Source organism: Allobosea sp. 2KB_26 (assembly GCF_052115715.1).
In the GTDB taxonomy this organism is placed as follows: domain Bacteria; phylum Pseudomonadota; class Alphaproteobacteria; order Rhizobiales; family Beijerinckiaceae; genus Allobosea.
This window is the reverse complement of record NZ_JBFRHE010000001.1, coordinates 892,614-906,327: the sequence shown is the minus strand read 5'-3', so window position 1 is coordinate 906,327 and position 13,714 is coordinate 892,614. Positions and strand designations below refer to the sequence as shown.

Annotated in this window: 12 protein-coding genes; all 12 read right to left on the bottom strand. The window is 65.1% G+C overall.

The annotated features are described in order from the left end of the window. Positions 1 to 8 precede the first annotated feature (8 nt). The 12 genes from AB4099_RS04475 to AB4099_RS04420 all read right to left on the bottom strand — a co-directional run bounded on the left by AB4099_RS04475 (position 9) and on the right by AB4099_RS04420 (position 13,688). Positions 9 to 1,322, bottom strand: a complete 1,314-nt coding sequence (locus AB4099_RS04475) for a BatD family protein (protein ID WP_441477164.1) — start codon at positions 1,320 to 1,322, stop codon at positions 9 to 11. Beyond that, entirely contained in the window at positions 1,319 to 1,942 is a 624-nt protein-coding gene (locus AB4099_RS04470) for a tetratricopeptide repeat protein (protein WP_441477163.1), read from the bottom strand. Before AB4099_RS04470 ends, AB4099_RS04475 begins: the two co-directional genes overlap by 4 nt. 17 nt (positions 1,943 to 1,959) lie before the next feature. Then, positions 1,960 to 2,877, bottom strand: a complete 918-nt coding sequence (locus AB4099_RS04465; protein ID WP_441477162.1) for a vWA domain-containing protein — start codon at positions 2,875 to 2,877, stop codon at positions 1,960 to 1,962. After that, entirely contained in the window at positions 2,874 to 3,896 is a 1,023-nt protein-coding gene (locus tag AB4099_RS04460; protein WP_441477161.1) for a VWA domain-containing protein, read from the bottom strand. The genes AB4099_RS04465 and AB4099_RS04460 overlap by 4 nt, the downstream gene beginning before the upstream one ends. Before the next feature lie 2 nt (positions 3,897 to 3,898). Continuing rightward, positions 3,899 to 4,396 (bottom strand): DUF4381 domain-containing protein, encoded by a 498-nt coding sequence (locus AB4099_RS04455; RefSeq protein WP_441477160.1) that lies wholly within the window; start codon positions 4,394 to 4,396, stop codon positions 3,899 to 3,901. Further along, complete coding sequence (locus AB4099_RS04450; protein ID WP_441477159.1) at positions 4,393 to 5,394, bottom strand: DUF58 domain-containing protein; 1,002 nt, start codon at positions 5,392 to 5,394, stop codon at positions 4,393 to 4,395. The genes AB4099_RS04455 and AB4099_RS04450 overlap by 4 nt, the downstream gene beginning before the upstream one ends. A gap of 12 nt (positions 5,395 to 5,406) precedes the next feature. Then, a complete protein-coding gene (locus AB4099_RS04445; protein ID WP_441477158.1) occupies positions 5,407 to 6,393 on the bottom strand; it encodes an AAA family ATPase in 987 nt (328 codons plus the stop codon). 96 nt (positions 6,394 to 6,489) lie between these two features. Further along, positions 6,490 to 7,464, bottom strand: coding sequence for a formylglycine-generating enzyme family protein (locus AB4099_RS04440; protein ID WP_441477157.1), 975 nt, complete (start codon positions 7,462 to 7,464; stop codon positions 6,490 to 6,492). A 23-nt stretch (positions 7,465 to 7,487) separates the two neighbouring features. After that, a complete protein-coding gene (locus AB4099_RS04435) occupies positions 7,488 to 8,393 on the bottom strand; it encodes a polyphosphate kinase 2 family protein (protein ID WP_441477156.1) in 906 nt (301 codons plus the stop codon). Between the two features lie 2 nt (positions 8,394 to 8,395). After that, complete coding sequence (locus tag AB4099_RS04430) at positions 8,396 to 9,394, bottom strand: HAD family hydrolase (RefSeq protein WP_441477666.1); 999 nt, start codon at positions 9,392 to 9,394, stop codon at positions 8,396 to 8,398. A gap of 68 nt (positions 9,395 to 9,462) precedes the next feature. Then, the gene (locus AB4099_RS04425; protein ID WP_441477155.1) at positions 9,463 to 12,012 is read right to left on the bottom strand and encodes a spermidine synthase; all 2,550 of its coding nucleotides are present in this window, start codon (positions 12,010 to 12,012) and stop codon (positions 9,463 to 9,465) included. Between the two features lie 83 nt (positions 12,013 to 12,095). Beyond that, a complete protein-coding gene (locus AB4099_RS04420; protein ID WP_069879334.1) occupies positions 12,096 to 13,688 on the bottom strand; it encodes an arylsulfatase in 1,593 nt (530 codons plus the stop codon). Positions 13,689 to 13,714 lie beyond the last annotated feature (26 nt).

Sequence of the window (13,714 nt, the reverse complement as noted above, 5' to 3'; positions counted from 1 at the left end):
GCGTGCGGTCACGAAGCCTCCTGCATTGCAAGGTGCCGCGATGACTCCGGCGGATTGAGCGGAGGGAGAGGTGGCGAGGGCTGGAGGTGGCCACTCCTCGGGGGCGTATGAAGGCGTGCGATCAGTTCGGCCAACTCCGCTCCGTTCTGTTTCGACCAACTGCTGCCCGTTCCAAACAGGGAGCGCTCGAGCTGGCCGATCAGCGAGTGTAAGCGGCTGTCCCGTCTCGCGGCGTCGTCGCCGTTCGAGGCCAGTCGCTCCAGCCACGTGACGAGCGCGCGATAGGTCGCCGGGGCATCGCCGGTGCGGGCAATCCGGCGCAGGGTTTTCCGGGCAAAGGCTTCAGAGGCGAGATGCCGCTGCCTGCGTCTGCGCCATAGGGCGTTCAGGCGGGGCCAGAACATGACGCACAGGAGCAGGCCCAGCGCTGCGCCGAGCATGGGTATGACGAGCTTGGGCCAATCCGCCACCGCGTCACGCCAGCCTGGCTGCGGTGGAGCGGCGGTTGCCGCTGAGACTTTCACCGTGATCCCGGCCAGCGTCTCCGTGCGGGCTTGCCTGTCGTCGGTATCCCACCAGGGCTGCGAAAGTGCTGGCAGGACGTAGCTGCCCGGTTTCTCGAAGACATAGGTGACCTTGTCGGTTCGAAAGCCCTGGACCGAGCCGCGGTCGACCTTGTCGTCGATGACGGGCGGATCGGCATAGACACGAACGCCTTCGGGCGCGGTGAAGCGAAAATCCGCCATGCCAAGAGCCGGGACATTGCTGGCCTTGCGCTGGATTGTGCGGGTGATCGCACTCCCGACCCTGAACGGCGATGCTGGATCGGGAGACCAGGTCTCGCTGACGCGGACGTCGGATGCGGCAAGGACAGGGCCTGAAGGGTCGATACCCGGGGGAACGGTGACGGCGAAATGTATCGGCGATCCCGTGGCGGACCCCACAGGATCGCCTGCGCGGTCGAGAAGCGTTACATCGGCGGCCGGCACCGCGATGTCGCCGCCGCGTCTCGGGAAAATCACGAACTCGAACCTCTGGCCGACATAGTCCTGATCGCCGATGCGGTCCCTGATGGTGATTGCCTGTGTTTCGAAACGCAGGGTTTGAGCCCCTGGGCTCTCTGGAACCTTGACCAGCGGAGGCCGTGGCATCTCGCCAGGAAACAGAACCTCGACGTGAAGCTGCACCGGCTGGCCGATCACGATACCGTCCGAGGGCGCGATCGTTGACCGAACCAGCGGCGTGGTAGCGGGGGCTTGCGCCAGTGCCGGGGCCATAGCCATGGCGAGCGCAACGACGACAGCCGCCACCCGGCGCATCATGGCTGCGTCCCCGAGGCGGGCGATTGAAGCTGGTAGGAGAACTTCACGCGCAGGAAATCGGCGGGCCGGGTCTGGACCCGTTTGAGCCAGAGCGAGCGGACGGCCTCGTCCGACATCGCCTTGGCCGGGTCCTCGACCGTCGTGTCCTCGCCGCCCTTCTTCGTCTTGTCGAAGACGATTTCATCGGGCTTGGACTCGGTGTCGTCATTGACCCCGCCTTCCTCCTTCTTGCGCTCACCGCGGATGCGAGCGATCTCGCGGTTGGTGACGGCCTCCGGCCAGCCTGGCCGAAAGGTCAGCGCCCGGTCGTAGCGTTTTATGGCGTCATCGTACTGGCCGAGCATGATCAGGGCATTGCCCTGATCATAAGTGCTTTCGGCGCTGTCGACCGCGGCAAAGGCCTGCGCGGCACTCTTGAAATCTCCCGCCCGGAAGAGGGCAACGCCCCGCCAGAGCGAATTGCGAAAGGCATTGGCTGCGTCGGCAGGTCGGCCATTGTCGAGCAGGATGCGGCCGCGTTGGTCCGGTGTCAGGAACAGATTGGGCCAGCCGATCCGGTAGGCCACGAGTGCGAGCACGAGGACGGCGACAGTCGCGATGACCGCGTAGGGCGCACCCATTCTGACGATCCGCCGGGTCATGTCAGCACCCACCCACGGCGGAACCAGAGCAGTGCGAGCAGGGCAATGAGGGGGGTCAGCCAGTATCCGGCCTCCTGCCAATGCTGACCCTCTCCTGCGATATCGGCTGTGCGCCCGACACGATCGAGCCGGCGGGCAATGGCGGCAATGTCCGCCTGATCCGGCGTGGTGGCGATGACGGCGCCCCCAAGTGCGCGGGCTGCCTCTCCGATGCTGGCTGCATCCAGATTGGCCGGCAACAGAGACAGGATGGTGGTCGCGGCTGCTGCTGTCTCGCCTAGCCGGGCAAGCTGATCACTCGCGACGGTGTCGGCCATCACCAGGATCGAGCCGCCATGCTCGTTGCCGGCCAGAACCCGTTGCGCCATGGCGACGGCACTGGCAAGGTCGTCGCCCTCCTTCGGCATGATCTCGGGCGACAGCGCCTTGGCGAGATCCAGCACCACCGCGCTGTCCTGGGTCGGTGGCAGGACAAGGTGGCTCGAACCGGAATAGGCGATGAGGCCGGTGGCGGCCCCTTCGCGCAAGGTGAGCAGGTCGGAGAGCTTTTGGCGCGCCCGGTCCAGCCTGGTCGGGGCAAGATCTTCCGTCATCATCGAGGGAGTGACCTTGAGGACAATGACGACCGGCGGTTTCGCATCGGCGAAGGGAGAGGGCTCGCGTTGCCAGGCCGGACCGGCGACAGCGATGGTTCCGAGCGTCCATGCTATGAGCAGCACGGCATTGGGCGTGAGGCGCGACACAGGGGCGTTGTCGACCAGAAGATATTTCAGCAGCTCGGGATCGATGACCTGGCGCCACCGTCCAGCCGCATCCGCGATCCGGTGCTCAAGCAGCACCAGGACGAATGCTGGAATGAGAGCGAGCAACCAGAGTGGACGCTGGAAGTGGAACGCCGACAGGGCCTCGATCATGGCGCGCCCCTCGAGATCGCGGCATCGCTGGTCCGAGGCGAGGGGTGCAGGTATCTGCGCCGCAGCAGACGCACTGCCTGCAGCAGCAGCGACAGGCTGAGGCCCGCGGCCACGGGCACCCAATAGATATCCCGTTTCGGGCGGAAACTCACCGTTTCGATCTTGCGCGTTTCGATCTGGTCGAGCCGCTGGTAGATTTCGGCGAGCTGGGCCCGGTCGAGCGCGCGGAAGAAGCCGCCCCCTGTCGTACTGGCGACCTCCTTGAGCGCGCCCTCGTCAAGCTTGTCTTCGCCGGCGGCAGTAGGGTCGCCGACCGCGACGGTATGAATGACGATGCCCCTGTCCCTGGCGACACCTGCCGCATCCACAGGTTCTACCTTGCTGGCCGTGTCGTTGCCGTCAGTCAGGGCAATGATGGTCTTTGCCTTGACCGTACTGTGGTCGAAGAGCCCGATGCCGAGGCCGATCGCATCGCCGAAGGCGGTGCGAGGGCCGGCCATGCCGACGACGGTGTCGCGCAGCAGTGCCCGGCAGAGATCGAGATCGGTCGTAAAGGGCACGAGGACAAAGGGGGCATCGCCAAACACGACGACGCCGACCCGGTCTCCCTTGCGTCGCGACAGGAAGTCGTCGAGCACCTGCTTCACCGCCGTCAGCCGGTCGACAGTCCTGCCTGACGCATCGACGAAGTCCTTCGTGTCCATCGATCCGGACAGATCGACCAGAACCAGAAGGTCCCGCGTTGGGCGGTCCTGATGCAGGGGCGGCTCAATCCACTGCGGCCGTGCGAGCGCGGCGACGGCCAGGAGCCAGCAGAGGATCAGGACGAGCAAGGGAAGGGTACGGCGGGGTGCGATCACCCCCCCGATCTGCGGGCTCTGGCCGCTGAGTGCCGCAAGCCGATCGAAGAACGGAACGCGCAAGCCCGTCCGGTTGCTGGCATGGGCAGGTAGAAGGAGCCAGACCGCCAGGGGCAGCGGAGCGATCAGGGCCAGCCAGGGATAGGCGAAGGTCAGCATCGTCAGGCCTCCGCAGCGGGAGGTGTGCGGTGGGCGCGGACCCACAGCTCGGCATGCCCGACGAGGAGCCGCAGGTCGGACGGCTCCGGTTTTCTTCGGCCGTCGAAGGCTTCCGTGAGCAGCCGATATATGGTCGCCGGATCGAAGCCGGTGCTTGCCTCGTGCGCAACGAACTCGGCCCAGGCCTGGCCGGTGAGCGATGCTATTCGATCGCGGCCGTATTCCACCATGGCGACGCGTTTCATCACTGCCGAGATGCGCGCGACGGCGTCGGGATCGTTCTGCTCTATCCCAGCCGATACGGCTTCCAATTCGGCGATTGCTGCGCGGCGATAGGCGGCGGCGCGGTAGCGGTGGACCGCGCGCCAGGCCAGAACCGCGAGCATTGCAAGGCAGGCTGCCGCGACGATCCAAAGCCCGGGCGCCGGCGGCCAGAACGCAATGTCCGGCGGCTGCACCAGATCACGCAGATTGGCCAGGCTTCCGGGGTCGTCGCTCATCGCAGCCCCCGCCCTTGCGATGTTGCGGCACGGTGTTCGCTGCGCCTGCCGATCAGTTCGCGGAGTTGCGCGGGAACATCGAGGTTTGTCGAGATCGGCAGAATCGGGATCGCCCGGTGCCGGGAGAGATCCGCCAGCCGAGCGCGCCAGTCCGCGTGCTCGCGGGCATAGCGGCTGCGCAACGCCTGCGATGAAGTGTCGACTTCGATCTGCCCGAGTCCTGCGCTGAAAACGGCGGGACCGACATCCGGCAGGTCGTGCTCGAGCGGATCGTGAACATAGACCGCCAGAACATCATTGTGCGCGCAGAGGCGGGTGATCAGCCGCGCTGTTTCCTCATCTTCGCCGGCCGCATCGGAGATCAGGCAGACCAGCCAGTCATGCGTCGCCATGCGCACGGCATGGCGAAGGGCTTCATTGAGTTGGCCCGCCGCCGGTGTCGGTGCTGGCTGGCCCAAAACATGATTCTGCTTCACCACTTCCGAAAGCACGCGGACCACGCCGACATCACGCCCCTGCGGCTTGATGTCGACGACCTGCTGATCGCCGAAGACGACTGCGCCGATCCGGTCGCCGAGGGAGGTGACACGCCAGGCGCTGAGCGCGGCGACCTCCGCCGCCGCGACCGATTTCATCGCCCGCCGGCTCCCGAAGAACATGGTGCTGCGCTGGTCGACGATCAGCAGGACGGGCCGGTCACGCTCCTCCGAATAGACGCGGACATGGGGAGCACCGAGACGAGCCGTCGCCAGCCAGTCGATCGAGCGGGTATCGTCTCCCTCGAAATAGTGCCGCAACTCCTCGAAGTTCAGGCCGCGTCCCCGCAGCCGCGAGGCGTGCCGGCCGGCGAGCAGGCTGTGGACCGGCTGATGAGGCAGAAAGCTGAACCCCTTCGCGCGCTGCTTCAGCCGCAGCAGGTCATCGAGCGAAACAAAGGCGCGGGCATCCGTCGCCGGGGCGGCACTGCCAGTTCCCTGTCTTGCCCGCATCAGCGCCATGAGCCGCTCCGCCTAGGCCGCGACCGCAACCAGTTTCACGATCTCGTCCAGCACATCGTCCGCATTCACGCCCTCGGCGCCAGCCTCGTAGCTCAGTGAGAGGCGGTGGCGCAGACAGTCATGGACAACCGCCTGGACATCGTCGGGCGTGACGTAGTCGCGTCCCTTGAGCCAGGCATAGACGCGCGAGCAGCGATCGAGCGCGAGCGAACCGCGTGGGCTTGCGCCGACTGCGATCCAGTTCTTCAGCTTGTCGCCGAATTCGGCAGGCCTGCGCGTCGCGGCGATGAGGGCGACCATATAAGTCTCGACGACCGCCTTCGTCGTCACCCGGTCGATCTCGGAGCGCGCCTCGAAGATCAGCTTCTGCGGGATCTTCGGCGGAGGCTGTGTGGCCGAGCCCGCTGCTGCAGCGGCTTCCGCACGAACCAACCGCATCACCTTCACTTCATCGGCGTCGCTGGGGTAGTCGATCCGGATATGCATGAGGAAGCGGTCCATCTGCGCTTCCGGGAGAGGATAAGTTCCCTCTTGCTCGATCGGATTCTGCGTCGCGAGCACCATGAAGAGTTCCGGCAGGTCGTAACGCTTGCCGGCAACCGTCACATGCCGTTCCTCCATCGCCTCCAGCAGCGCCGACTGGACCTTGGGCGGGGCACGGTTGATCTCGTCCGCCAGGACAAGATTGCCGAAGATCGGCCCCTTGCGGAATTCAAACTGGCCGTCGCCGCGCAGGATCTCGCCGCCGGTGACGTCGGAGGGCAGAAGGTCCGGGGTGAACTGAATTCTGCTGAAATCGGATTCGAGGTTGTTCGAAAGGCTCTTGATGGCGCGGGTCTTGGCGAGGCCGGGCAGGCCTTCAAGCAGGACATTGCCATTGGCAAGCAACGCAACGACAAGGCGCTCGACGACGCGTTCCTGGCCGATGATATCCTGGTCGATCCGCTTCTGCAGATCGGCGACAGCATCCCGAGCCGCCGATCCCGTGCCGTCGCTCATGAGCCTGTTCCTTCCGGGGCGCGCGCGAATGGGGCTCCCGCTGGAATTCTGAACGAAGCGCAGCGCCAGTCAGCAACGTAACCGTTACAGGTCTATTCAGGTCTGGCGGTTGCCCTCGGGCCTGACCACGCAGCGGAAGCCGACATGGCTCGTCGAGGTATCCACCGGTTCGGCGTGGCGGGCGGCGGGACGATAGCGTCGGCAATAGCTCGGTGCACAGAGATGCGACCCGCCCTTCAGGACCCTGCGCGGAATACGGATCTCTGGCTGGCGCGGGTCATAGCTGTCGGCCTCGGGGCCGCCGCGGGGATTCTGCGGAACGCAGCAGGCCTTGGGCGCATCGCCTTGATGGCGCGTCAACCAGAAATCCGTCGTCCACTCCCAGACATTGCCGATCATGTCGTGGATCCCATAGCCATTGGCGGGAAACGCGCTGACGGGCGAGGTGCGCGCAAACCCATCTTCGCGCGTATTCTCATGCGGGAAATTGCCCTGCCAGGTGTTGGCCATATGACGGCCGCCAGGCGTCAACTCGTCGCCCCAGGCGAACTCGACATCCTCAAGCCCGCCACGCGCGGCGAATTCCCATTCCGCCTCGGTTGGCAAGGCCTTTCCGGCCCAGTCCGCATAGGCCTCGGCATCGCGATAGGCGACATGCACGACCGGATGGTCGTCGAGCCCCTTGATCGACGATCCCGAACCATAGGGTTTGCGCCAGGTCGCGCCGAACTGGAATTTCCACCATTGCGACCAGTCGCGCAGGTCGACCGCGTGGGTCGGTGGGTTGAACATCAGCGAGCCCGCGCGCAGCATATGGGGCAGGGCGCCGGGATAGTCCTTCGGGTCCGGCGGGATCTCGGCGAAGGTGACGTATCCCGTCGCCTCGACGAAGGCGCGAAACTGCGCATTGGTGACCGGAGTCGCGTCGATCCAGAAACCATCGACCGTGACGCGATGGCTCGGCGCCTCCTCCGGATAGTGCTTGTCCGAGCCCATGCGGAAGGTTCCGCCGGGAATGCGGATCATGCCGCTCAGCGTCTCTATCCTGTCCAGTACCGCGCCATCCGTCATGGTCGTCGGGCCTCCGCCACTGTTCAATCCGCCTTGGCGCGCTGGGACCGCTCCTCGCTCGCCAATACCTTGCGCGCCTGTGCCATGGCCTTGCGCATGTCGTCGTCGACCGTCGGAAAGTGCGGGTCGAGCTGTTCGAGCGTCTCACCGATGGCTGCCGCTACGGCGAGACGCGTGAACCATTTGTGATCTGCGGGAATGACGTGCCAGGGGGCGCTCTTCGTCGCGGTGCCCCGGATCGCATTCTCATAAGCGTCCATATACTCGTCCCAATGACCGCGCTCGGCCAGATCCCTGGAGTCGAATTTCCAGTTCTTGTCCGGTTCGTCGATCCGGGCGAGGAGACGGCGCCGCTGTTCGTCCTTCGAGACATGCAGGAAGAACTTCACGATCGCGACGCCGTTGCGCGAAAGGTGCTGCTCGAAATCGCGGATGCTTTCGAGGCGCTCGCGCCAGATATCGTCTGTGATCAGCTTGGGCGGGAGGTTCTGTGCTTCAAGGACCGAGCGATGGACCCGCGCGACCAGGACCTCCTCGTAATAGGAGCGGTTGAAGATCCCGATATGACCGCGTTCGGGCAGTGCGCAGGTGGTGCGCCATAGGAAATCGTGCCGCAACTCGATGGTGCTTGGAGCCTTGAAGGACGTCACCTCGCAGCCTTGCGGGTTGATGCCCGACATGACGTGCTCGATCGTGCCGTCCTTGCCGGCCGCATCCATCGCCTGGAAGATGACGAGGAGCGACCAGCGCCCTTCGGCATAGAGCCGCTCCTGCAGCCCGTGCAGACGCTTGACCCCGGCTCCCAGCAACTCCTTGGCGTCGTCTTTCTCGAGGTCGAAACCGCAAACATCGGCGGGGTCGACATCGGAAAGCCGAAACTTGTCGCCGTCCGTGATCCTGAAGCGCTTGACCACGTCCTCTTTGTTCATCGCTACGGCTCCGGCGGAAACACGGCCTTCCAGTCCGACTTCATGTCGACAATGGTCCAGCCCTTGGCCTGGCCCTCGTCGAGGGCCTTGTCGAGCTTACCGATACGGGACTTGCGGTCATAGGCCCATTCGCGCTCGGCATCGGTGTGATGGATGATGAGGGCCAGGCGTGGCCCATCGCCGTCCGCCGTATATTGCAGCATCTGCAGGTCGCCGTCGGAATTGCCGAAGGCCAGGATCGGGCGCCGACCAATGAAGCGGTTGATCCCGACAGGCTTGCCGGGGCCGTCATCGATGAACTCGACCTTGGCGTCCTTGAACAGTTCGGGCCTGCCGCTCGGGCTCAGCCTGAATGTCACTCCTCCGGCGGAGCCGACCACCTGTTCCGGCGGGATGCCGTAGACCTTGTCGGCGAAGACGCGCATGAATTCGACGCCGCCGCCCGAGACGATGAAGGTCTTGAAGCCGTTGGCGCGCAGATAGGTCAGCAGTTCCAGCTGCGGCTGGTAGACCATCTCGGTATAGGGGCGCTTCTTCGTCGGATGCCGGGCGGTGTTGAGCCAGCCGGCGACCAATCGCTCGAATTCCTGCGTCGTTATCCCGGAATGGGCAGCCGCCATGATCTGCAGGAGGCCCTTCTCTCCGGAGGCGGCGAGACCCTTCATGTCGCCGGCAAGGACCGACCTGTAGGGTTCCTTGCTCTTCCACTCCGGATACAGGGGAGCGAGCCGCTTCACCTCGTCGAAGGCGAACTGAAGCTGGAAATAGACCGGCTGCTCGGCCCAGAGCGTTCCGTCATTGTCGAAGGTTGCGATGCGGGCCGCCGGCTTGACGAAATCGGGTCCTCCCTCCCGCGTCACCCTTCTGACGAATTCGACGATGGCGGTCTTTGCCTTGCCGTCGTTCCAGGATGGCAGAGGGTCGGATTGGGCGAGGACGGCGCCATTCCACGCCCAGGATGAGACCAGGAACAACGCGGCCAAGGCAGCTCGAGCGTTCAGCACCGGATTCTCCCTCTCAATGTCGGGCTTCAGGGGGCGGGAATTCCACAAGACGCTCCCGCGCTCGCTCATTCACGAGGACCCCCCGTGAACCAGTTGTAATAGGGGTTGGTGGGATCGGCCTGGATCACGCGCCGCATCTGCCGCGCCCAGCGCGCCCGGTCGCCGACATAGGCGGCAAGGCCGGCATCGTAGAATGTCACGAGTCTGCTGCGCTCGTTTGCAAGATCGGTCCGGAATGCATCGTCGGCGCCGATGACCGGCGGTTCTGCCTGCATCTCCAGGAGAAGCGGCAATGTCCGGGCCAGTTCGAGCCGCCGTACCCAGCCTGCATATTCGATGCGTGGATCGTCATCCGTCACGGGGCGAGCAGCGCTTGCATAGCCCTCCAGCCCCGTCCGATCAGTGACGAAGGTTGCGAGGAGGGCTGCTGGGGAATCGATGCCGACATCACCCAGAGCCCTTGCCACCTCCGGCTGTGCGAGGCGGCCGGCGATCCTCTGCAGATCCAGCGAGACCGGCTCCTGCGAGCCGATCAGCAGCATCTCGTGCAGCTCCGTGGTCCAGAGGGTGGCGTATGGGAAGACATCGAGGAAGCTGCGCACCAGAGACCGCGTGTCCTCGTCGTTCTGGGTCGGCAGGGGCAGCCACTGCGCGACAAGGCCGCCTTCGGCAAGGCGCGATTGCGCCAGCGCGTAGAAATCGCTCGAATACAGGTTGGCTACCCCCGCAGCAGAGGGCGGCGGCGGTTCTAGCGTGATCAGGTCGTAGCGATCGGGGTTGCGCAGGAGTTCGCGGCGGCCGTCGCGCAGGCGGATTTCGAGACGCGGGTCGGTTGAGGCCCGGAAGCTGCCGTCGAAATTCGGTGCCGCGCGGATGACGCTCGGCAGCAATTCGGCAACGACGCGCCGTTCGAGGCCGGGATAGGTCAGCAAGGCTCCCGCCGTGATGCCGGTCCCGAAGCCGATCACCAAAGCCGATTTCGGCTCGCGGTTGTGAATGATCAGGGGCAGCAATGCCTGCATCCGCATGTAGCGCAGGGATGGCATTGCATCGCCGGAATTCGAGACGCCCTGGATGTAGAGACGGCGGAAGCGATTTCGGCCCGAGTTCCGCTCGACGACGGCGACCGTGCCGCCCAGGCCCTCGTCATAGAAGGTAAGGCTCGCGCCGCGGGCACCGGGCAGCAGCTTGGCGAGGCGATCGGATGGCAGGAGGAGGGCGGTCGCGCATGTGGCGGCGCTGATGGCGAGCGCCGCGATCCAGACCCTTGAGCCGGTGCGCCGTTCGCGCAAGGCAGCGACCGCTCCCACCAGCGCGGCGGCCGTGGCCAGTACTGCGAGGGTCTGGACGAGCCCGAGCGCGGGAATGAGCACGAAGCCGGTGATGGCCGTGCCAAGAATGCCGCCGAGGGTGTTCAGCGCGACGATCATGCCGACACCACGGCCGACATGCCGGGGATCGACGATCAGGCGCAGCGCCGCTGGAAAGGCTGCGCCCAGGAACAGGGTGCTGGGAAGGACGACGCAGATCGCGGCGACGGCAAATCGGGCGGACATGCCGGCGAAGGCGCTGCCCGTCAGTTGCAGCACTGCCGCCTCGGCGAGGCCCTGGAGCTGGCTCAGCCAGGGGCCGAGCACGGCGATGGCCAGAGCAGCCGACAGGCCTGCCCCCGTGATGAGCAGGCCGAAGACGCACCATGGCTTCGTGACCCGATCGGCCCAGCGCGCGAAAATGGCTGCGCCAAGCGCGAGCCCGGTGAGATAGGTCGCGAGCAGGACGGAGAAGGCGAAGCTGCGCGTGCTCATGAAGGGCACGATCGTCTGCGACCACACGACCTCGTAACCGAGCGCGATGCCGCCTGCGACCGAATAAAGGGCGATGGCCAGCGCTGCCGAATGCGAGAAGCCGCTGTCGGTCGGCTTAGGCGCGTCGGCGCTCGCGACGCCAGTCTTCCGGTTCATTGCAAGCGCCGCGAGGGCGGCAACCAGGCAAATTGCGGCGGCTACAAGTGCCGAACCGCGCATGCCGACCGTGGGAATGACAAGGAACGAGGCGAGCAGGGCGCCGGCAATGGCGCCCGCCGTGTTGGCCGCATAGAGCCGGCCACCGACCTGACCGACATTGTCGTGCCGGGTGGCGGCGAAGCGCGTCAGGGCCGGCAGCGTGCCGCCCATCAGGACGGCGGGCAAGCCGACGAGCGCGAACACCATCGCCCAGGCGAGCACCGGTGTCGTCAGTTCGAGGCGGGCAAAGAGCGGGGCTGCCTGCGACAGGCCGATGGTCGCTGCCATGGCGAGGAGGGCGACACCACCTTCGAGAGCGGCGTAGAGACGCAAGGGCTGAAGGCTGCGGTCGGCAATAGGTCCGAAGATCAGGCCGCCAATCGCGAGGCCGGCGAAGAAGGCGCTGACGCCGGTCGTCACGGCGTAGACCTCGACCCCCACCACTGTCGAGAGCTGCCTGATCCAGATCACCTGCAGGATCAGCGCGGCCGTGCCTGACATGAACAACAGGCCGGCTGGCAGGGCGAGCGCAGCACCGACAACCGGCGCGGCGCGATCCGGGATCGCGCCAGCGCCGCGACGTCGCCTTGACGCTTCTGTCCCCACGCTCATGCCGGCTTCCAGCTTAAGGCCCATAAGAAGGTATCCAGCCGGCACCGCGCGACGCCGGCTGGCAGCATATCAGAGTTGCAGGTTCACTCCAGACCACGCTTCCTGAACGACTCGTCGATCTTCCTGTCCACCTGTTTGCGGACCTGATCGACGCCGAAGCTCGCGGGGCGCTGGCTCGGCGGATATTCGACGAAGCTCTCGAGGAACTGCGTGGCTTTCATCACCCCTTGGCCGGCGAGATAGGCATTCTCGGTCCGCCACTGATCGTAGCCGCTGCCGGAGATCTCCGCATGCTCGTAGGGGTCCATGCGCAGATTGAACATCTTGGGCAGACGCAGGGGGGTGAAGGGATTCGCCCAGACATCCATCTGGCCAGGCTGTTCCTGCTTTTCGAAGACGAGTTTCCAGTTGTCGAAACGCATCGCGACGAGTGCGCCGTCATCGTTGAAATAGTAGAACTCGTTGCGGGCGCTCTTGTCGGATTTGCCGGTGAGGTAGTCGATCTGGTTGTAGCCGTCGAGATGGTTGCGGAAGGTCGTCGGGTTGCCTTGCGGCTGCCAGCCCTTGAGGAGACGATCCTTCACTCCGGTATCGCCGGCGGCGGCAAGCAGCGTCGGGAACCAGTCGAGGCCCGAGACGATGCCGTTGGCGATTTCGCCCGGCTTGACCTGGCCTGGCCAGCGGACCATCGCCGGCACGCGGAACGCGCCTTCCCAGTTCGTATCCTTTTCCGAGCGGAACGGCGTCGTCGCCGCGTCCGGCCAGGTGAAGGCGTTGGGGCCGTTATCGGTCGTGAAGACGACGATGGTGTTGTTGGCGATGCCGAGATCGTCGAGCGTCTTCAGCAGCTTGCCGACATTCTGGTCCATCTCCCACATGCCGTCGGCGTATTCGTTACCCGCCATGCCGCTCTTGCCGCGAAATTCCGGCCGCACATGCGTAAAGACATGCATCCGGGTGAAATTCATCCAGGTGAAGAACGGCTTGTTGGCGCGCACCTGCCTCTGCATGAAGTCGATCGCGGAGCCGGTGGTCTCATCGTCGACGGTTTCCATGCGCTTGCGCGTCAGCGGGCCCGTATCTTCGATCTTGCCGTCGGCGGAGGTCCTGAGAACACCGCGTGGGGACATCAGCTTGACGAATGTCGGATCGTCCTTCGGCCAATTGGGCCGTTCAGGCTCTTCCTCCGCGTTCAAATGATAGAGGTTGCCGAAGAACTCATCGAAGCCGTGATTGGTCGGCAGGTATTCGTCCTTGTCGCCAAGGTGGTTCTTGCCAAATTGACCTGTGGCGTAGCCGAGCGGCTTGAGCGCCTGGGCGATAGTAATATCGCCTTTCTGCAGACCCACCGGGGCGCCGGGGATACCAACCTTCGACAGCCCGGTGCGCAGCGGCGTCTGCCCGGTGATGAAGGAGGATCTCCCCGCCGTGCAGCTGTTCTCGGCGTAGTAGTCCGTGAACATCATGCCTTCCCGGGCGAGGCGGTCGATGTTCGGCGTCTTGTAACCGACTACCCCATGCGTATATGCGCTGATGTTGGCCTGGCCGACGTCATCGCCGAAAATGACGAGGATATTGGGTTTGGCGGGAGGCGCAGTCTGGGCCTTCGCTGCCCCGCCGGATAGCCCTAGCGTCAGTGCCAGGGCTGCGGCGGCCATGAATTTGTGGCGTTCCATGAATTACTCCCGGTGCCGGATCGACG